Origin of the sequence: Streptomyces sp. NPDC050504 (genome assembly GCF_044458065.1) — a bacterium.
Taxonomy (GTDB): Bacteria; Actinomycetota; Actinomycetes; order Streptomycetales; family Streptomycetaceae; genus Streptomyces.
This window is the reverse complement of record NZ_JBITHO010000022.1, coordinates 1-19,589: the sequence shown is the minus strand read 5'-3', so window position 1 is coordinate 19,589 and position 19,589 is coordinate 1. Positions and strand designations below refer to the sequence as shown.

Sequence of the window (19,589 nt, the reverse complement as noted above, 5' to 3'; positions counted from 1 at the left end):
GTTCCTGTTCGCTATTTCCTGGTGGAGGAAGTGGTGAGGGTGAATTCGCCGTGCCCTACCGCGCCGCCGACGCTGAAGGCGACGGCCAGCGTGGTGGTGCCGTAGTCGCTGGAGGCCCGTACGGGCAAGGAGCGGACGATCCCGTCGCCGCCGGACACGGCGAGGTGCTCGACGGTGCCGTCCGTGAAGCGGGCACGGGTGTCCCCGAGCAGGGTGAACCGCACCGGATGGCGCGCGACCCCCGTGCCGTCGGGCCGTTGGACGCGGACGGCCAGCGGGTCGGCGTACACCTCGCCCGGCTGCACGGTCTGGTCCGTGGGCGGCTGCGGGACGAGTTGGGCGCCTCCCCCGGCGCCGGTGGAGACAGTGAGGTGGAAGGCGGTGCGGGCCGTGGAACCGCGCAACAGCGCGTCCACGGTGAGTGTCCCTTCGGTGGCGCCCGCCAGTGGCGCGGGAGAGACGCAGTGCCCCGTGGCGTCGGTCTCGGCGATGGCTTCCAGGGCGTTGCCCGGGAAGCGCGTTCCGGTGGTGTCCGTCGCGGGAACGGCGAAGACGACGGTACGGCCGGGCAGCGGGGTCCCGTCCCGTTCCAGGGCCCGGGCACGTAGGCCCTGGAACGGAGTGCCGGGCGGCGCCTGCTGGCCCGAGCCGTCGACCGCCAGCAGCAACTCCCCCGCGCTTCCCCCGCCGACCTCCAGGTCGAAATGCGCGTCCAGCGCGTTGGGCGCTGTGACCCTGACTTGGAACTTTCCCCCGGGGGAACGGGCGGTCAGCGGGGCAGCCGTGCAGTATCCGCGGTCGTCGGTCCGCACCCGCGTTTCGACAGCGCCGCCGGGGAAGGTGCTGCCGGTCCCGGGAAGCACGGTGAACGTGACCGGGACGTCAGGTACCGGGCCGAACTCGCCCACCAGTTGGACCTTCAGGTCGGAGAAGACCCGGTTGGGGTCCTCGGTCTGGTGGTCGCCCCGTACCAGCTTGAGCACGGCCCGGTTCACCGACCCGGCGCCGGCCCCGGGACGGTCCGCAGCGCCGACACGGCCACTGGCGCGGGCGCTGCCCGCCGTGGCCAGGGTCGCGGCGGCGGCCAGCGGCAGTCCCCCAGCCAGCAAACGGCGTCTGTTCACGCCCGGTGGCCATGAAGAGGTTTCTCCACGGGGCTGTTCCGGATCCGGTCGTCCTCCCGCTGCCATGGCCGTCCTCCGTGGTCGTTCCCGTTGCCGGCTAGAAAGTGGGGTTGACGGTGATCGTGAATTCGGCGAGCTCCTCGCCCTCGGCGCTGTTCGCGTGGGCGACCAGCTTCACCTGCCGCCCCGGCTCGGCCGTCGGGCTGACCGTCAGGTCGATGCCGTTGTCGGTACCGACCACCGCCTCGCCCTTCGCGTTGGTGCGTACCTGCTGGTAGGCCGCGCCCGTGCCGAAGTACACCTGCTCGGGGTCGGTGGACACGAACGTCACGGGGAAGCCGGGGACCGGATCTCCGTCCGCGTCGGCGAGGACGAGACCCGCGTGGGAGAGGGTCTCCCCCGGGGTGCCGTCGAGGTCGGCGCCCCGGTCGTCCACGTGGATGTCCACGGGCTTGCCGGTCACGGTCCCGACCGCTTGGAGGGGCCGTGCCACGGCCGGGGAGCCCACCGTCACGGAGAACTCGCCCTTCGCCTCCTTGCCGGTCCCGGCGATCAGCGGCGGTGCGGTGGCCCGGCCCCGGTTGTCCGTGGTGACCCGGACCGTGGTGGACGAACTGCCGTCCTCCAGCAGGAACTGGGCGTGGGCGCCGTCGTCCACGCTGAACGAGACGGACACGTTCTTGATGGGCCCCTTCGTGTTGGAGAGGGTGAGCGCGAGCGGTTCCGTGAACCGCTCGCCCTGGATGGCGTACTGGCCCGAGCCCGACAGGTCCGCGTCGGTGGGTGCGGCCAGCTCGCCGACCGTCTCGCGGAAGGAGACGGGCCGGGCCACGCCCGCCGCCTCGGCGATGACGGTGAAGCTGCCGTCCTCGGCACCGGATCGCAGCGGGGCCGTGGCCTCGCCCCGGGCGTTGGTGGTGACGACGGCGGTCCTGGTCTGCGCACCCTGTTGCTCGAAGTAGGAGCCGGTCGGGTCGCCTTGCTGCACGGTGAACGTGACCTGGGCACCCTCGACCGGGACCCCCTCCTTGAGGGCGGTGACGGTCGGTCCGGGCCGGAACTCCTTACCGCCCGGTTCGGCGAAGCCGTCCATGCCCGCGGCCGCTTCGAGCGTGTCGGCCAGGGCGGCGGTGTAGACGCTGTAGGTGTGCTTGAGGTAGTCGGTGAACCCGATCCTCCCGCTCTTCAGGGCGTTGACCGCGTACACCGCGCTGCCGTCGTCCCTGCGCAGGGTGTTCTCCACGCGCCCCGAGGGGTCCATCTGGAAGACGCCCGCGCCCTTTCCGCCCCGGCCGTACGCCGCGACCCACAGTTGTCCTTCGGCGACCATCAGAGCCCTGGGTGCGCTGAGCCCGCTCGGCACGTTCACCGGCGCGCCGAAGGCGGGCGACTCGCCCTGGTAGTCGAACGGACGTATCCAGTTGCCCTGTTCGGAGGAGATCCAGGCCTTGCCGCCCAGCAGCGCGATGCCCAGAAGGTTGTGTACGTGGCTGGGGTCTTCGAGCACCACGGCCCGCGAGGTGGGCGTGGCCGCCGCCGTGTCGACGACCGCCATGCCCGGCAGTACGTTCGCCCCGGTGCCCGACAGCGTCACCAGTAGCTTCTTCCGCTCCGCGTCGAGAGCGAGCATCGTGGGCTTGACCTGCTTGCCGCCGCCCAGTGCCAGTTGCTTCTTCGTCGTCTCGGGGTTCTCGGCGTCGAAGTACACCAAACGGCCCGGACCGTTCTGGCTCTTCTCGTCACTCAGCCACACCCGGCCCCCGGGCTCCACCACCACGTCGCGGAACGACGGCGTGTCCTGTTCGTCGCCCGTCCTCACGTCGTAGTACTTGTCGAACGTCCCGTCCGCCGCCACCCGGCCGACGGCTCCCGTTGCGTTGGCGAACAGCACCCACGCCGTGCCGTCCGCCTCGAACGCCACGGTCCTCGGCTGCGGTGCCTTGCCTCCGATCAGCGGATCCTGGGGGAAGGAGACCCTCCCCAGGATCTTCTTGCCCTCGTCGTCCAGGATCTCGATCTGCGCCGCTCCCACTTCGGGGACCCAGATCCGGCCGTCGGGCGCCACCCGCGAGGCCGCGGGCTGCTTGCCGCCCAACTGGAGGTCCTCCACCGCCGCGAACGGCGTGCGGTCGGCCGCGACCGCCACGAACCCCTTCGCCGGTCCTGCCGCCGCTCCCGCGGGAGCGGTCAGTGCCAGAGGAGTCATCAACGTGGCCGCAACCGATGCGGCGACCACGACACGCGATACCTGATTCATGGTTCCTTTTCGAAAGCCGTGCGAGCGGGAGTGCTCCCACCTCGCTGTGAAGCCGTGAGACCGGAGACGACCGGTCACCGGTCTCAGGTGATGCGGAGGTAGACGTAGTACTCGGTGCCGCTGGGAAGCGCGGGGCTCGTGATGGCGACCTCCACCTCTCCGGGACGGCGGCCGGCCGTGATGAAGTCACTGGCCGTGCGCCCCCTGCTGTCGGTGGCGGGGGACTCCATCTCGGTCCGTCCGCTTCCGCTGAACGTGCTGCCGCTCGCGCCGCGGATCTGGAACGAGACCCGCTGCCCGGCCACGGGGGCACCGGCGGCGTTGTAGAGCACCACGTCGACGGGCTGGAACTCCTCGCCCGCGGCGACGGTCTGTCCGTCGCCGCCGACGACCTCCAGGCGCTGTGGTCCGCCGCGCTCCAGGGCCAGGGTGAACTCGGTGGTCAGGTGCTCGTGACCGGCCACGGTGGCGCGCACGTGGAAGACGCCGGGGTTCGGGCCGGCCACGATGTCCGGAGCGGTCGCCTCGCCCCGCGCGTTGGTGGGCACGGTGACGCGCCCGCCGCCCGCCCGGGGCTTCCCGCCGCCCTGTCCGTCGCGGCGCGTGGCGAAGACGGAGCCGGAGTTTCCCTGGATCTCGAACATCACCTGTTGGTCGGGCAGGGGGTCCCCGGGGCCGTCGACGACCTTCACCGAGAGGCGCTCGGCGAAGCGGCCGCCGGTCAGCGTCTTCTGTCCGTCTCCGTTGGACCGCACGATCAGCCAGGGACGGCCCGGCTCGCCGGCCGAGACGTCGACGTGGACCGTGGCTTGTGCGGTGCGGCCCTTCCTGTCCCGGATCCGGTAGCGGAACCGGTCCGTGCCGACGAACCCCTCGGCGGGGGTGTAGACGATCCGGTCGCCGTCGACCCCGGTCCTGCCGTGCAGCGGGGCCGTGGTGACGCCGTCGAGGCGGATGCCGTCGCCCGAGTCGTTGTCCAGGACGTCCACCCGCACCGGCCGGTTCCTGCTGGTCGACACGTGGTCGTCCAAGGCCGCCGGGGCGCCCGTGCCTCGGCGGCCGTAGGTGAATCCGATGGCCCTGTCCCAGGGCGGGGGGCTGCCGTCCGGCGCGACCCGCAGGCTGTGGTAACCCTCGTCGAGGGTGCTCGCGGGGAGCACGAAGGTGAAGACGCATCCCCGGGACGCGGTCCGCAGGTCGATCTGGGTCGGTCCCGTGCGGGTCGTGAGGTTGACGACCTCGTTCTCCACGGCGGGGTTGCCGTAGATCCGTACGTCCTGCCCCACCGCGGCCTCCCTCGGGTCCGCGAAGACCGCGGGCGAGCCGCACGTCCCGGCGGCGCGCTCCGTGCCGGGGGCCGGGGCCGCCAGCGCGTCCGCCCCGCCGCCGACCGTCACCGCGCCGGCCACGAACGTTCCCACGACGGCGCGCGCCCAGCCGCTGCGGCCCGCGGTCCGCGCCGGCCTTCCCTGCGCCTTGCGGGTCCGTCCCGGCGGTAATTCGCCCTGCCGACAGGATCCGCCTTTCCCGGTGATCGCGAAAATTTTCCTCAAAGGCAATTTTCCACTTTCCCCAAATCGAAACGATCTTGTAAATCAACCCTGCAACAAAAAGAAACGCCACCGCAAGTCAAATACGAACACCGGGTCGGAAACATGACTAAAGGCCTTTAGTGGTCGTGAAAAAGGATTCCACCACTCCTCTTGCCGCATTCGACTTCTCGTCTGCGCGGCCGCGAGGCCAGTTCCGTACGCGGCCTTTCGCGTTCTTTCGAGCCTTTCGGCCGCGACGCGTCACCCTTTGGCCGTATCCGCGCCGCGCCCCGTAAGGCAGTGCACGTCCCGCCGTCCACTTCCGTCGACCGCATCGTCACCCTTCACGGCCACCACCCCCGCACGGATTCCCACATGCTCGATTGTCGACAAGTCATCTTGAAGGCGTGTGAAGCGCCGTCCCCCCGCACCCCCGAGGAATCCCGCCGTGCCTTCTCACCGCAAGTCCTCCGTCCGCCGCACCACCCCCCTCGCCGTGTCGCTCGCCCTCGGCACGCTGGGTGCGTACGCGGCAGCCGCCGCCGTCGCCGCGCCCCCGGCCGCCGCGGCAACCGCCTCCACCTGGGACGCCGTGGCCCAGTGCGAGGCGAGCGGCGACTGGTCAGCCGACACCGGCAACGGCTACTACGGCGGGCTCCAGTTCACCGCGAGCACCTGGCAGGAGTTCGGCGGCGGCCAGTACGCGGAGCGGGCCGACCGGGCGTCGAAGGAGCAGCAGATCGCCATCGCCGAGAAGGTGCTCGCCGGGCAGGGGCCGGGCGCGTGGCCGGTGTGCTCCGGGCAGGCGGGCCTGAGCCGGGAGGACGCCGACGAGGGCGACGAGGGCGACGAGGACGGCGCCGCCGCTTCGGAGCGCGTCGCGCGGGTGACCGCACAGTCTCAGCGGCAGGGTGCGGAGAAGCCCGCGAAGCAGTCGCCGCTCGACGCCCCGCACTCCGTCACGGTGCGCAGCGGCGACACGCTGAGCGGCCTGGCCGCCCGCCTCGGAATCCCCCTGAGCGACCTCGTCGAGACCAACTCGGCGGCGAACCCTGATCTGATCTTCCCCGGCCAGCGGCTCTACTACGGCACCGCCGTGCCCGACGCCACCTCAGATACCGCCTCCGGCACCGCCGAACCCGGTGCCGCCGAGTCCCGTGCCGCCGATGCCGACGCCGCCGGTTCCTCCGCGCCCTCCCGTGCCGCCGACCGCGCGGACTCCGCCTGGACCTCACCGGTGGACGGCGGAACGGTCACCACCCCGTACCGCCAACCGGGAAGTTGGGCCGCCGGGTACCACACGGGCATCGACTTCGCGGTCCCCGAAGGCACCACCGTCAAGGCGGCGGGGCCCGGCACGGTCGTCTCCGCGGGCTGGGAGGGCGCGTACGGCAACGCCGTCGTGGTCCGGATGGAGGACGGGTACTTCACCCTGTACGCGCACCTCGGCTCGGTCTCGGTCTCCGCGGGCCAGGACGTCTCCGGCGGCCTGCGGCTCGGACTCGCGGGCAGCACCGGCAATTCCACCGGCCCGCACCTGCACTTCGAGGCCCGCACGAGCAACGACTACGGCGCGCACACCGACCCCGCCGCCTACTTGGCCGCTCACGGCGTCACCGCCTGAGTCGCATCACCCCTTCGCGAGTGCCGGGCACTTCGCATTCCGTCGAATGCCCGTGGAACCGATTCGAACCCCCGGAAGGACTTCCCGTGCTCTTCTCCCGCACCACCGAGGACCACACCACCGCGGCGCGCCGGACGCGCGCCCTGCGCTCCGCCCTGCTGGGCGGGGCGGCCGCCGTCGCGCTCGCCGCCGTCGGCACGGGCACCGCGCACGCCGACGACGCCGACCGCCTCCTCTCGTCGCGGGACGCGGTCGCCTTCATGACGGAGCAGCACGACAGCGGCTCGACCGACTGGTCCCACCTGTGCCTGGGGGCCGTGTCGCAGGCATGGGGCGGCGTCGACTGGCACGCCACGGCGGAGGAGGCCGCAGGCGCGACGACCTCGCGGCACTACGGAACGGTTCCGCCCGCCGGAGCGCCGGTGTGGTGGCCGGGCGTCGGTTCCGTCGGCCACGTCGCCCTCTCGGACGGGAACGGCTACGTCTGGACCAACGACTTCGTGGAAGACGGCATGATCGACCGCGTCAGCATCGAGGAGCTGGACGCCGGTTGGGGCGACGGCAGCGGGCAGGACTGGTTCTGGAGCGAGGACCTCGGCGGGCAGCGGCTGCCGCTGGACGTCGACGGGGACCCCGGCGAAGCGGCGCTCGTGCCGCGCTCGGGAGCGGGCGCCAGGGCCGACGGCACCGGTTCCGACGTCGAAACCGAAGAATCCGACGACTGCTGAACCTGGCGGGGGGGGGAGGGGGACAGGGCGGGTGACAGTTCTGTCGTGCTGAATGCGCGTCGCCCGCCCCGAAACGTTTCTCGTTCGTTTTCCAGGCCGGTCACGGATGGCTGCGGCATTCCGCCCGCGCACTGCTACTCTCTGCTGTCCCATGCATCATTTCTTTACATCACTCAGGCAACGGGCCGCCGCTCTCCGCGAGCACAAGAAATTCGGGACCGCGCTTCTGATCGCCATGTCCGTGGCGAGCGCCGTCTGTTCCACCTTCGTCTTCTACACGGATTACACCGTTGATCTCGGATATTGGCACCACAGCGTCATCGTGTTGATCTGGGTCGCGTCCGCGAGCCTGCTGCTCTCCCGCAGGTTTCCGCTCCCCGTGTTCCTGCTGACCCTCGCCCTGTTCCTCGTTCCGGCGGCCAACATCGCGTTTCCTTTCCTGGTTTCCACGGCCATGCTGATGCTGTACGGGGGAAGCGCGCGCTGGCTCGTGCTGTGCGGCGCCGCCTTCCTGTACTTCGTCACCCCGCAGCGGCCGTCGGAGGGGCTGGTCGCACCAGCGATGTACAAGGAGTACACGATCCTGTTCGTCGTCGTCGCGCCCGCCCTCTTCGGCGAGAGCACCCGGCGCTACCGCGTGGCCATGGAGGTCATGCGGGCCAGGGTCGCCCGCGCCCAGGCCACCACGAGCCAGGCGGCCGACCTCGCCGTGCTGGAGGAGCGGACCAGGATCGCCTGGCACGCCCACGACGTGCTCGGACACCGGCTCACCGTGCTCACCCTCCAGGCAGCGGCGCTGGGGACGCGCGTGGGGGACGACCCCGACCTGCGCGAGCGGGCCGGACTGATCGAGACCGTGTCCCGGGAAGCCATGGCCGACGTCCGGTCGATCCTGAACGTGTTTTCCTCTCCGGCCTCGGCGGCCAGTACGGAGGACATCGGGCGCTTTCTCGGCAGTCTCGTCCGCAATCTGCGCGCGACCGGCATGGACGTCACCCCGCTCATCGAGGAGGGCATCGCCGACATGCCCGGCGACCAGGCACTGCTGCTCCAGCGCGCCGCCCGGGAGGGGCTGACCAACGCGACCAAGTACGCGGCCGGTGCGCAGGTCGTCCTGGAGCTGTACACGGACCGGGACGAGATCCACCTGCGGCTCACCAACACCCGGAGCCGCATGCGTTCGGGGCTGCGCGACTCGGGGGGACTCGGGCTGACCGGACTCAGGAAGTCGTACGAACAGGCCGGCGGCTCGCTGCACGCGAACGCCACCTCGCACGGCGGTTTCCGGCTGCACTGCACCCTGCCCTACCGTCCGGCCGACGACTCCTGAGCCGTCGGCCGGACGGTGCGGGGAGGGCGCTCCCGCGCCGTGGGGCGCGCCGGGACGCCCCGCGGGTCAGGGCGTCTGGACGCGGTCGGCGAGCAGCGCCAGGTCGCCGTGGTCGGTGAAGGTGAGCCGGGCCTTCCTGGGGCCCGCCGCTCCGCCCCCGATCTCGAAGTCGGGCTGCCGGTCCACGTGCTTGACGTCCGCGTAGTCGCGCAGGACCTTGCCCAGCGGAACGGTGTGGACGCCGCTTCCCGACACGGCCACGGCCCGCAGGTCCCAGACCGAGCGCTTGCCGCCCGCGTCCGGTATCCCGCCCTCTTCGAGGGTCACCACGACCCGGCCGCCGGGCGCGGGCGTCACGCGCGCGGAGGCGTCCAGGTGCCCGCCCGTCCTGCTGTGCAGTCGCACGGACTCGACCACCGTGTCCCGGCCGATGGGTCGGCAGGTGATCAGCGCCCTGCCGGGCTCGTACTCCACCCGCTCCACTTCGAGGTGCGCGTCCCTGACCCAGGAGCGCACGAGCGCGCGGGAGCTGACACCGGGCGCGTGGACGATCCGGTGCACGACGGGCTGCCCGGCGGGCCGTTCGTCCGCGCCCGCGAGCAGCGCCCGGCCGTCGTACCCGCTGATCCTCAGGTCCCAGCGCTCGCCGCTGTGCCGGTCCTCGACGTACGCCCACCACTCGCCCTCGGGGAGGGAGCGGGGGCCGGGGGCCACGGTCGCGCACCGGGTCGTCCCTTCGTCGCTGGTCGGCACGAAGGGGACGACGACGTCGGGGAGGCGGGCCGCGGTCTCCGTTTCCGCCGCGCCGACGGGGGTGAGCCTGAGGTCGAGTTCGCGGGCGTTCGCCGGATCGTTCCCACAGGGCAGCAGGAAGGACAGGCCGCCGTCCCGAGCCGCGTGCCACACCACGTCCAGGGGTGTGAAACGCCCGTCCGAGAGCTCCCGGAAGAGCCTGTCGTAGGCGCCGACGACCCTCTCCTCGGTTCCGCCATCGGCACCGACGGAGAGGCGGTGCGCGGCCTCTCCCATCGCGCGGCGCTCGTCCTCCCGCTCGATGAGCGCGAGGATCGCTCCGGCCATGGCCTCCGGGTCTCCGACCGGGGTGACCAGTCCGCCCACGCCGTGCCGCACCAGTTCCATGGGCCCGCTGGTGGCGGTGGTGACGACCGGTACTCCCGCCCACATCGCTTCGCGAACCACCAGGGGCGCGGCTTCGTGGAACGACGGCATCGCCATGATCGATGCCTTGGCGAACTCGTCCCGGAGGTTCCGGCTGAATCCCATCAGGGAAACGTTGTTCTGAAGCCCGAGGGCGGAGATCTGGTCGCGTAGCTTCTGCTCCAGCGGCCCTGCGCCGTAAATGCGGAGTTTCCAGTCCGGGCGCAGGTCGACGACGCGCCGGAAAGCGTCGACGAGCACGCGGTGCCCCTTGTTCGCGTTGAGGCTGCCCGCCGCTATGACGATCTTCGAGCTCAGGTCGGAGAGAGCTCGTGGATGGGGTTCGGTGATATTGGGTATGCACCGGACACTCAATTCGGTGTCTGCGACCGCCTTGGCCCACAGGGCGGCGTCCCCTTCGATGACGCTGATCAGTCCGTCCAGATCCGGGGCCGCTTCGCGCAGCACCGCGAGTCGGCTTTCGGAACAGTTGTCGAAGGCCGCGTGCATCTGCCCCAGTTTGATGGTCTCCGCAGGCGCGAGCCGACTCAGGAGACACATCTCCCCGATGCTGGTCGCGATGACGACATCGGGGCGACGGTCGGCCAGGTACTCCTGAAGCCGCACCTCGGTCAGGCGGCTGGCATCCATGGCCCTGGCCCGGTCCGCGGCGGGGAAGATCTTGGCAGGCCGGGCGTAGAGCGGGTGGTTCCCGTCGAAGGTCGACGCGTCGGGACGCCGGTCCACCAGCGCGTGCACGGTGACGCGGCGGTCACTCGGCCGGCTGATCTCGTCCCTCCCGCGCACCATCGAGACGACGTCCACGTCGTGCTCGCCCACGAGTGCCGACGCGAGCGCGAAGACACTGGTCGTCACCCCGCCGGTCCGCGCATAAGCATTGCGCACCAGAAATGAAATCTTCACGGGAATCCCTTCAGGCGACGACGTGCAAAGACGCACGAGTTTTCCCCCGGCGCGAAACCACTCAAGGGTCGACCGATTTAAGAGGAAAATGCTTTCCGAAACGAGCGTATCAGCGCCCTTGGCGCACAATCCCATGCGAAGTAAGGCAATCGATCAACTTTTGCCCGTCGGATCGACTGGGGGTCTGTCGTCTCATGGATACGTTCGTACCGCATCCGGCATGACGAGGAAGGCCTCAAGAAATGATCGCCCATCCCGCCCCCAGCCTGGTCGTGGCCGGCGACTCGGTCGCGGCAGAGCGGCCGGGCAGCAGGACGGCCCTGGCAGGCTGGGGACAGTACCTCGGGGAACACCTCGGGGCAGGGACCCAGGTCGTCAACACCTCGAAGGACAGTTTCACCGCCGCTCACTACTTCACCCACCGGCTGCCGACCGTGCTGGACGGCATGCGGCCCGGCGACGTCTTCCTGTTCTGCTTCGGGGTCTGCGACCAGGCGATCGCCAGGCCCGACCTGTACGCGACTCCCGAGGAGTACACGGCGTACGCCCACCTCTACGTCGACCAGCTCCGCGAGCGGTCGCTGACTCCGGTCTTCGTGACGCAGCCCTCCCGCCACATCTTCGGCCCTTCGGGAGCCCTCGATACCGCATCGGGTGACTACTCCCCCCACCTGCGCCGGGTGGCGGCGGACAGGAACTGCGTCCTGGTCGATCTCCAGCAGTCGACGCGCGACCTCTTCGGACGGATGGGTCCCGAGCGCGCCCGCGGGTACTTCCGGTGGTTCGAAGCCGGGGAGAAGCCGCAGGAGCAGCCCCGGGGCATCGTCGACACGCTGCACTTCAATCCGCAGGGCGCGCGGGCCGTGGCCCAGCTGGCCGCGCGGGAGCTGTCGCGCGCCGGGCTGTCCGTGCGCGCCGAGGCGGCCGGCGACGTGCCCCCGCCGCGCGCGATGCCCTGGGACGCCGGACGGGCACGGCGGCGACTCGCGGAGGCACCGGACGAGCCCCGGACTGCGGCGGCCCCGGTGGTGCTGGCTCCGGCGGACGGCGCCGCGGTGGCTCCGACGCCCCGTCTCCGGGGAACCGCCCCCGCAAAAGCCGGGCAGGTCGTGTTCCTCTCGGGGGGCGAGGTGCTCGGCGCCACCCCCGTCGCCGACGACGGATCGTGGCTGTGGCGCAGGCCGACGGCCTGGCCGGTGGGCACCCACCGGGTGGAGGTGGTGGCGATCGGTCCAAGCGGCCGTTCGCTTCCCGGCGCCGTCCGTTTCGAGGTCGCGCCCCCGCTGCCGCCGCCGGAGGTGACCAAGCCCGAGGCAGGCAGCACCAACGGGCCCCGGCCGGTGTTCCGCGGTACCGCGGCGCCCGGCACGTCCAAGGTGGTGGCGCTGAGCGAGGGCAGGTTCCTCGGGGAGAGCCCGGTGGACGGGGCGGGCGCCTGGCGGTTCAAGCTGCCGCACGACTGGCGGCCCGGTCGGCACGAGGTGCGGTTCCTGGCGGTGCGCAACGGCATACCTTCCGCGCCCCTGCCGCACCCGTTCACCGCGGTCGCCATCCCCTCCTCGCACTGGCTGCGCCGGGACCCGGAGGGGTGGGTGCACTGCGCTCCGGGGCGGGTCTGTCCGCACATCAAGCGCGAACGGCCGGAAGGCGCGCGCCGGATGCTGGACTGACGGCCGCCCCCCTCTCCTTCGCCCGCGGGTACCCGCAGCGCACCGGGCCCGCCGGAACTCCAGACCTTCCAGCACTTCCAGCACCGAACGAGTCCAACGACATTTGAGGAGCCCGCCGCCGTGTCTCGGGTACTGATCAGAGCCGGGAAGAGCCCCTTCCAGGTCCGCACGCCGGAACAGTTCATCCGCCAAGACTTGATCGGCACGAACTCGGGGAACCTGGTCTTCAGCGACTCCGTCTTCAAGACCGTCTCCGCACCGGGCGTGGAGACGTCCTCCACGCCCGGTCTGGCGACCGACGCCTCGGCCGCCAACGCCGCCCGGATCAACGCCTCCTACGACCTTTTCGTCATCCCCCTGGCGAACGCCTTCCGTCCCTCCTGGGAGGGAAGCCTGCGCAAACTCACCACCCTGGTCGAGCAGTTGACGATCCCGGTCGCGGTCATCGGGGTGGGCGCCCAGGCGAACGCCGACTACTCGACGCGCCGCCTCGAGCCCATGGCGGACTCGGTCCGCGCCTTCATGCGGGCGGTGCTCGAACGGTCCGCGAGCGTGGGCGTGCGCGGCGAACTCACCGCGCGCTACCTGGCGGAACTGGGCTTCGGCGACGACGTCGTCGAGGTCATCGGCTGCCCCTCCATGTTCCACTACGGCCCGTACTTCCCCGCGCCCCGGCCGGTGGCCGAGTTCGGTCCCGGCACCCGGCTGGCCGTCAACTTCTCCGAGGACGCGGCGGGGCGCGGCCCGGTCACCGAGATGGTCGACGACGCCCACCGGCGCTTCCCCGACCTGCTCTACTTCGCCCAGAACCTGCGCGACGCGAAGCTGCTCTTCTGGGGCGACACCTCGGTGGCGGCCGGTACCGAAGCGCCCTTCCCCCGGCTGTTCTCGCACCCCCTGGTCCGCGAGGGCAAGACCCGCGTCCCGCTCGACCCGGTGACGTGGATGGCCGAGCTGCGCCGCCGCGACTTCTCCTACGGCACCCGCATCCACGGCAACATCACGGCGCTGCTCGCCGGCACCCCCGCCGTCGTGCTGGGGCACGACTCCCGCACGATCGAGCTCTGCCGGTACTTCGCCATCCCCCACCGGCAACTGCCGCAGGACGCGGGGACCGTACCGCGCCCCGAAGAGCTCTACGCGTCCGCCGACTACCGGCCGATGCTGGCCGGACACGGCGAGCGGTACCGGCGCTACGCGTCCTTCCTGGCCCGCAACCGCGTCCCCAACACCTTCGCCGAAGGGGGTGACGGCGGCACCGCCTTCGAGGACCGCATGAGCCGTCTCGACTTCCCCGCGCCGCTGCGCCCCTGGCAGGGCGAGGACGACGGCCACATGGCGTTCCGCATCGGCTGGCTGCACCAGCGCGCCCTGCAGTACACGGCGGACAAGCCGAGGATCGCCGCGCTGTCGAAGGAGAACGCGGAGCTGCGCGAGCGGCTGGAGGCCGTGGAGCGGCGCCTGGCCCAGTTGGGCATCGGCTGAGCCGCGAACCCGGGCGGGACGAACGGAGGAGGGCCCCTGAGGGGCCCTCCTCCGTTCGTCCGGCCGTCCGTTCAGAGTCTCGGGACCCCGCCCAGAGGCTTGCGGACGAACGTCCCCTTGGGGCCGGAGAGGGTGACGAGCCCTTCGTCGGCCAGGAGCCGCACGGCACGGCGCAGGGTGTCCACGCACACGCCGTACTCGTCGGCCAGGTCCGGCTGGGCGGGAAGGCGTCCGTGGAGCCGTCCGGAACGGATCCGCTCCTCCAGGTCTCCCGCCACCCGCCGCCAGGCGGAATCCGCGTACCTGGCCGCCGCGGACCCGGCACGGGCCGCGGGGCGCAGCCGGGTGGTGAGCATCCGGCGCGCGAACTGCGCCGTCGGCACGGTGATCCGGTAGCTCCGGGCGATCTCGCTCGCGGACGGCAACGGCGCCGAAGGACCCAGGCGGGCGAGGCGGTCGTGGAGGTCGTCCACGACGTACCGCAGCCGGAGGTTCCGGGGGGGCGTGCGCGAACCGGTGTAGGCGGGTCCGGAGTGGCCAGGGACCGGCGGGTGCGCCGGGGAGGCGGGGGCGCCGGAGGAAGGGAAGGAACTCAGATTCATCGGATTCACAGGGATTCGGGAGGGAAAGAGGGGTCGACGGTGGTCAGCAGCATGACGGTGATCAGCGGGCCGAGCGCATCGCCCACGCGTCGGCCGAGCCAGGCGGCCGCGACCACGACCACGCCCAGCGCGCAGAGGATCACCGCCACGGGCAGGAGGACCCTGCGCCGGTTGGTGAGCAAACGGACGATGAGGGCGCTCATGGACATGGCACATCCGTACGGGAGGTCGAATGGGGGGGTCCCTTCAGCTTCTCCCAGCCCCGACCGCGTGTCCGGGCCGAAGGTCGACACCTGGACGACCGAGTGGGACCAGGCGCACGCGATGCGGCGCGCCCCGCCGGAAGAACGGCCCGGCCGTCCCGCCTCATTGAGTTCCCCGCGTAGCCAAACGGATCTCTTCTTCATCCATCGTCGGGCTTGCCCGGGTCTCCCCGCACGAGAGGGTTTTCCTACGGCCCGGGGTGCGGAATTCAAGGGGTTGCACAGCCCGTCCACTCGTAAGGGGAGAAACCTTTACAGGGAAAATCTCCGCCCCGGACCCTTTTCACCCCGCACCCGTTGCGCCAATTCTCCGCAGGAGTGGTGCGCAATTCCCGTGCGGCACCTGATGGAACCGAAGAAGAGCGGATCACACGATGACACTTCTGCCGTACCGATCGACCGGGCAGCGCACCACCAGGGCGGGCATCGGCGCCCTGATGGTCGCGGCGGTGGTCGGGGGAGGCCTGCTCTCCACCGCGAGCGCCGTGGCAGCCCCCGTCGCCCCCGCGTCCGCCGCCGCTGTCGCGGACGCGGGGCAGCGCGCCATCGAAAACACCCTCCTGGCCAGCGGTACCGGCAAGGGCAGGGGCATCACCTACGACTACAGCGGGACCGGCTCCCTCTACACGATCGAGGACCAGAAGAAGATCTGGCACATCGACAGCGCGACCGGCAAGCGCAGCGAGGTCGCCCACGACAAGCGGATCACCGGTGCGACCGCGCTCGCCGCAGACTGCATGGGCCACCTCTACGTGCACGGCAACAAGAACGTCTGGAAGATCGATCTGGAGAGCGGCAGCACCACCTCCATCAGCAAGCCGGGCTGGGAGGTGCGCGACATGGCCACGGACAAGGCCGGCAACGTGTACCTCCTGTCGGGCTCGCTCTGGGGCGGCAAGGGCGAACTGATAATGATCCCGCCGAACGGCGAGAAGATCGCGATCGCCGAGTTCAAGAAGAGCCCCCACTTCGTGAGCTACAACCCCGGCAACGCGAAGCTCTACGTGGGTGAGCAGGGCAACTTCTCCGACTGGAACAAGCAGATCGTCGAGATCGACCCCAAGGACCCGGCCGGGCGCAGGGTCGTCGAGGGCGGCCTCGGCGGCATCGAGGCGCTCGCCATCGACCGTGCGGAGAACCTCTTCTACGTCGGCAAGCGCAAGGGCGAGAAGAACTTCCAGCTCTTCCACAAGAAGATCGGTTCGGCCGAGCCCGCGAAGCCCATCGCGGGCCCCGTCGAGGATCCCAGGGCCTTCGTGGTCGACGGCAACGGGAACGGCTACCTGTTGCAGAGCACCAACAACTCTTGGACCGGCAACAAATGGAAGCTGAACAAGCTGACCGGAGTTCCGGCGTGGTCGTCCCGTCCTCTTCCGGTGGGTGACGTGAAGGAGAGCGAGCTGGCCGACTTCACCGGGGACGGCAAGGCCGACCTGGTCGCGAAGGACGCGCGCAGCGAGGCGCTGTTCCGCTGGAACGGCGACGGCAAGGGCACGTTCGGGCGCGGCGAGAAGCTGTTCGACCAGTGGAACTACACGCAGACCAGTGCGGGCGACTTCGACGGTGACGGGAAGGCCGACCTGGTCGCCGCCGCCGCGAACGGGCAGCTGTACCTGTGGCGCGGCAAGGGCGACGGCACGTTCGGCGAGCGTGAGTCGCTGACCAAGGGCTGGGGGAAGTTCGAGGAGACCACGGCCGGTGACTTCGACCACGACGGCGTGATCGACCTGGTCGCCCGGGAGAAGGCGACCGGTGAACTGAAGTGGTGGCGGGGCAGCCGCAAGCCCGGCAACCCGTTCGAGAAGCCGCTGACGCTGACCGGGTGGAAGGGCTTCGGCCAGACCACGGCCGCCGACGTGAACGGCGACGGCTTCGCCGACCTCGTCGCGGTCGACCCGCAGAACCGGCTGAAGGTGTGGCTCAACGACCAGAACACCGCCCCGGGCCACAACCCCTTCATGAAGCCGGTCATCGTCAACTCCACCTGGGACCGCTACGGCAACCTCGCCGCCGGCGACCTCGACGGCGACGGCAAGGACGACCTCTTCGCCACCGACAACACCGCCGAAATCGCCAAGACCTGGAAGTCCACCGGCAAGCCCGGACCCGACCTCTACACCGACATCAAGAAGTTCGACCTGGAGATCCCCGACTCCACCGTCCTGTAGCCGGTCCTGCCGACCGGACCAGCGGCCGGTACGGAAGACCGGTGCCCACAGCGGGGCCCGGAAGGCACACGCCTTCCGGGCCCCGTCGGCAGAGCGGGGCCCGAAGCGCCCGGAGCAGCGGCCCGCACGCCCGGAACACAAGGTCAGGTGAGAACGCATGCCCCCGGTCCCCCACAGCCACCCCGTCTTCGCCCGCCTCTACGAGAGGGCCGCGGGGCCCGTCCTGCGGAGAGCGGGCCTGGACGCGTACCGCCGACGGCTCCTGGGCGGCCTGCACGGTCACGTGGTCGAGATCGGCGCGGGAAACGGGCTCAACTTCCCTCACTACCCGCCCGAGGTGCGCCGCGCGGTCGCCGTGGAACCCGAACCCCGGCTGCGTGAAGCGGCCCGGCGGGCCGCTTCCGGCTCCCGTACGGCCGTGGCGGTCGTCGGTGCCCGCGCCGAGCGGCTGCCCTTCGCAGACGGCTCCTTCGACGCCGCCGTGGCCTGTCTCGTGCTGTGCTCGGTCGCCGACCAGGCCGCCGCCCTCGGCGAGCTGCACCGCGTCCTGCGGCCGGGCGGCGAACTGCGCTTCCTGGAGCACGTACGGGCCGCGTCGCCGGCCGCTCGCCGCGTCCAGCGGCTGGCGGACTCCACCCTCTGGCCCCGGCTTTGCGGCGGCTGTCACACCGGCCGCGACACCGAGTCGGCGGTGGTCCTGGCAGGCTTCGTCCCGACCGGGACCCACCGATTCCCCTTCCCCCCCGGAGGAGTTCCCCACCCCGCCACGCCCCATGTCCTCGGCACCGCGCACCGCCCGTGAGATCGGGGCCATGAGATCCGGGCCAAAGGTCGACCGCAGAAAAAACTTTCGCCTGTTCCGCCACTCCAACGGAGCGGAGTGGGGCGATCGACTCGACCGTACGTTTCAGATGCACTCGCTCGGCCTTGCCGAGGCGAGAGCTCTTGGATTTTCCGCCCCGGGGTCACCCCAAGAAAGCAGCTGCCCTTCCTCGCTTTCTGTCTTCTCACGGCCCCGGGGCGGAAAATCCCCGAGTCACGGGCGAATTCCTGCTGTCCCACTGATAGGAAATTCCTTTGCAGAACCATCTCGACACCGCTTGTGACTGCGTTCCTCACCGTCTGCTGAGGAACAGTCCGGAGCCCGGTGTGCGCCCCGCGTCCGGCCCCTTCGACGTCGGCTCCGTCCGTTCCGACTTCCCCGTGCTGAACCGGAAGGTGAACAACGGGCTGCCGCTGGTCTACCTGGACAACGCGGCCACGTCCCAGAAGCCCCGGCAGGTGCTGGACGCGGAGCACGACTTCTACCGCTTCCACAACGCGAACGTGCGGCGCGGCCACCACCAGCTCGGCAGGGAGGCGACCGACCTCTTCGAGTGGAGCCGGGCGCGCATCGCCGCGTTCATCGGGGCCAGGGCCGAGGAGGTGGTGCTGACGAAGAACGCGTCGGAGGCGGTCAACCTGGTGGCCTACGCCCTGATGAACGCGCCGCATTCGCAGCGGGACCTGCGCTCCCTGGCCCTGGGTCCGGGCGACAGCGTCGTCGTCACGGAGATGGAGCACCACTCCAACCTGATGCCCTGGCAGCAGCTCTGCCGCCACACCGGGGCCGAGCTGCGCTGGCTGACCATCACGCCGGACGGGCGGCTCGACCTGGACCGGCTGGACGAGGTGATCGACGGGACCACGCGGGTGGTCGCCTTCACCCACCAGTCGAACCTGTACGGCACCGTCAACCCCGTCGACACTCTGGTGGCGCGTGCCCGCCAGGTGGGTGCGCTGACGGTGCTGGACGCCTGCCAGTCGGCCCCGCACCTGGCGCTCGACGTCAACACGCTCGGCGTGGACTTCATGGCGTTCTCCGGGCACAAGATGTGCGGGCCCACCGGGGTCGGCGTGCTGTGGGGCCGCTCCGAACTGCTCTCGCTGCTGCCGCCGTTCCTCACCGGCGGTGAGATGAACGACGAAGTGGGCATGGAACACGCGGTGTTCGCCCCGCCCCCGCACCGCTTCGAAGCGGGGACCCCGGTCGTCGCCCAGGCGATCGGGCTCGCCGCCGCCTGCTCCTACCTCGACGGCATCGGCCTGGACAACGTGTCGGCGCACGGCGAGACACTGACCCGGCACGCCCTCGACGCCATCGCCGACATGCCGGGCGTGCGGGTCATCGGCCCCACTGACATGGAGAACCGCGGCCCCGTGCTCTCCTTCGCGGTGCGCGACACGTTCCCCGACGAGGTGGGCGACTTCATGGACGCCCGGGGCATCGCCATCCGCGTCGGGCAGCTGTGTGCCCGCCCGGCGTGCGTGCGCTTCGGGCTGCCCGCGACGACCCGGGCCTCCTTCTACGCGTACAACACCCTCGAAGAGGTGAACGCGTTCCTCCAGGCACTTTCCGACCTGACGCGCCCCCGGGTCCTCTGACCCCTCCCGGCGACTCCTCCCGGTCGCCGCACATCGTTCGACGGACGGTCACCGCACTCCTCGCAACCGGAGCGCGGTGGCCGTTCGTCCGCTTGTCCGCACTCCCCCGTCAGCCCCACAACAGAAAAGGTCCGGCCCTTGCGCCCTCGTCCCCCTGCTAAGAACCGGAACTTCCGGAAGGCACCCTTAAACACCGCGGCACGGCTCCCCTTCTGGGCCCAGATCGTCGCCGGTCTCGTGCTCGGCGTGGTGCTGGGCTGGATCACCCGCGAGTACGACGTCAAGTGGCTCTACACCACC

Annotated in this window: 14 protein-coding genes; 8 read left to right on the top strand and 6 right to left on the bottom strand. The window is 70.8% G+C overall.

Going from position 1 to position 19,589, the window contains the following annotated elements; all coding sequences use genetic code 11:
- Nucleotides 1-11 precede the first annotated feature (11 nt).
- From ACIBNE_RS40755 to ACIBNE_RS40745, 3 genes are all read right to left on the bottom strand, one after another.
- Entirely contained in the window at nt 12-1,124 is a 1,113-nt protein-coding gene (locus ACIBNE_RS40755; RefSeq protein ID WP_399281098.1) for a hypothetical protein, read from the bottom strand.
- A 97-nt stretch (nt 1,125-1,221) separates the two neighbouring features.
- Nucleotides 1,222-3,330, bottom strand: a complete 2,109-nt coding sequence (locus ACIBNE_RS40750) for a hypothetical protein (protein WP_399281096.1) — start codon at nt 3,328-3,330, stop codon at nt 1,222-1,224.
- 134 nt (nt 3,331-3,464) lie between these two features.
- Nucleotides 3,465-4,802 (bottom strand): Ig-like domain-containing protein, encoded by a 1,338-nt coding sequence (locus ACIBNE_RS40745; protein ID WP_399281095.1) that lies wholly within the window; start codon nt 4,800-4,802, stop codon nt 3,465-3,467.
- Nucleotides 4,803-5,361: 559 nt separating this feature from the next.
- Between ACIBNE_RS40745 and ACIBNE_RS40740 the strand changes: the two genes are divergently transcribed.
- The 3 genes from ACIBNE_RS40740 to ACIBNE_RS40730 all read left to right on the top strand — a co-directional run bounded on the left by ACIBNE_RS40740 (nt 5,362) and on the right by ACIBNE_RS40730 (nt 8,595).
- The gene (locus tag ACIBNE_RS40740) at nt 5,362-6,537 is read left to right on the top strand and encodes a transglycosylase family protein (RefSeq protein ID WP_399281093.1); all 1,176 of its coding nucleotides are present in this window, start codon (nt 5,362-5,364) and stop codon (nt 6,535-6,537) included.
- 86 nt (nt 6,538-6,623) lie between these two features.
- On the top strand, nt 6,624-7,265 hold the full coding sequence (locus ACIBNE_RS40735) for a hypothetical protein (protein ID WP_399281091.1): 642 nt from the start codon (nt 6,624-6,626) through the stop codon (nt 7,263-7,265).
- Nucleotides 7,266-7,500: 235 nt separating this feature from the next.
- Nucleotides 7,501-8,595 carry a sensor histidine kinase gene (locus tag ACIBNE_RS40730; protein ID WP_399281089.1) on the top strand — a complete coding sequence of 365 codons (1,095 nt, stop codon included), beginning with the start codon at nt 7,501-7,503 and terminating at the stop codon, nt 8,593-8,595.
- A gap of 66 nt (nt 8,596-8,661) precedes the next feature.
- Here ACIBNE_RS40730 and ACIBNE_RS40725 read toward each other — a convergent pair whose 3' ends face one another.
- Nucleotides 8,662-10,677: a glycosyltransferase gene (locus tag ACIBNE_RS40725; RefSeq protein ID WP_399281087.1), complete on the bottom strand. Its 2,016-nt coding sequence runs from the start codon at nt 10,675-10,677 to the stop codon at nt 8,662-8,664.
- Between the two features lie 242 nt (nt 10,678-10,919).
- Here ACIBNE_RS40725 and ACIBNE_RS40720 point away from each other — a divergent pair, with 242 nt between their 5' ends.
- Nucleotides 10,920-12,347: a GDSL-type esterase/lipase family protein gene (locus ACIBNE_RS40720; protein ID WP_399281085.1), complete on the top strand. Its 1,428-nt coding sequence runs from the start codon at nt 10,920-10,922 to the stop codon at nt 12,345-12,347.
- Between the two features lie 120 nt (nt 12,348-12,467).
- A complete protein-coding gene (locus tag ACIBNE_RS40715) occupies nt 12,468-13,832 on the top strand; it encodes a polysaccharide pyruvyl transferase family protein (RefSeq protein ID WP_399281083.1) in 1,365 nt (454 codons plus the stop codon).
- A gap of 71 nt (nt 13,833-13,903) precedes the next feature.
- On the opposite strand, the gene ACIBNE_RS40710 is transcribed toward ACIBNE_RS40715, so the two are convergent.
- Nucleotides 13,904-14,305: a winged helix-turn-helix domain-containing protein gene (locus ACIBNE_RS40710; RefSeq protein ID WP_399281081.1), complete on the bottom strand. Its 402-nt coding sequence runs from the start codon at nt 14,303-14,305 to the stop codon at nt 13,904-13,906.
- Between the two features lie 134 nt (nt 14,306-14,439).
- A complete protein-coding gene (locus tag ACIBNE_RS40705; protein WP_399281079.1) occupies nt 14,440-14,643 on the bottom strand; it encodes a hypothetical protein in 204 nt (67 codons plus the stop codon).
- Nucleotides 14,644-15,071: 428 nt separating this feature from the next.
- Here ACIBNE_RS40705 and ACIBNE_RS40700 point away from each other — a divergent pair, with 428 nt between their 5' ends.
- From ACIBNE_RS40700 to ACIBNE_RS40690, 3 genes are all read left to right on the top strand, one after another.
- Nucleotides 15,072-16,865, top strand: coding sequence for an FG-GAP-like repeat-containing protein (locus ACIBNE_RS40700; protein ID WP_399281077.1), 1,794 nt, complete (start codon nt 15,072-15,074; stop codon nt 16,863-16,865).
- 157 nt (nt 16,866-17,022) lie between these two features.
- Entirely contained in the window at nt 17,023-17,667 is a 645-nt protein-coding gene (locus ACIBNE_RS40695) for a class I SAM-dependent methyltransferase (RefSeq protein WP_399281075.1), read from the top strand.
- 347 nt (nt 17,668-18,014) lie between these two features.
- Complete coding sequence (locus ACIBNE_RS40690; protein ID WP_399281073.1) at nt 18,015-19,289, top strand: SufS family cysteine desulfurase; 1,275 nt, start codon at nt 18,015-18,017, stop codon at nt 19,287-19,289.
- Nucleotides 19,290-19,589 lie beyond the last annotated feature (300 nt).

Excerpts from the sequence above, each read along its gene's own strand:
- ACIBNE_RS40750 (WP_399281096.1), bottom strand. The coding sequence starts at position 3,330 with ATGACTCCTCTGGCACTGACCGCTCCCGCGGGAGCGGCGGCAGGACCG.
- ACIBNE_RS40730 (WP_399281089.1), top strand. The coding sequence starts at position 7,501 with ATGTCCGTGGCGAGCGCCGTCTGTTCCACCTTCGTCTTCTACACGGAT.
- ACIBNE_RS40720 (WP_399281085.1), top strand. The coding sequence starts at position 10,920 with ATGATCGCCCATCCCGCCCCCAGCCTGGTCGTGGCCGGCGACTCGGTC.
- ACIBNE_RS40705 (WP_399281079.1), bottom strand. The coding sequence starts at position 14,643 with ATGTCCATGAGCGCCCTCATCGTCCGTTTGCTCACCAACCGGCGCAGG.
- ACIBNE_RS40700 (WP_399281077.1), top strand. The coding sequence starts at position 15,072 with ATGACACTTCTGCCGTACCGATCGACCGGGCAGCGCACCACCAGGGCG.
- ACIBNE_RS40695 (WP_399281075.1), top strand. The coding sequence starts at position 17,023 with ATGCCCCCGGTCCCCCACAGCCACCCCGTCTTCGCCCGCCTCTACGAG.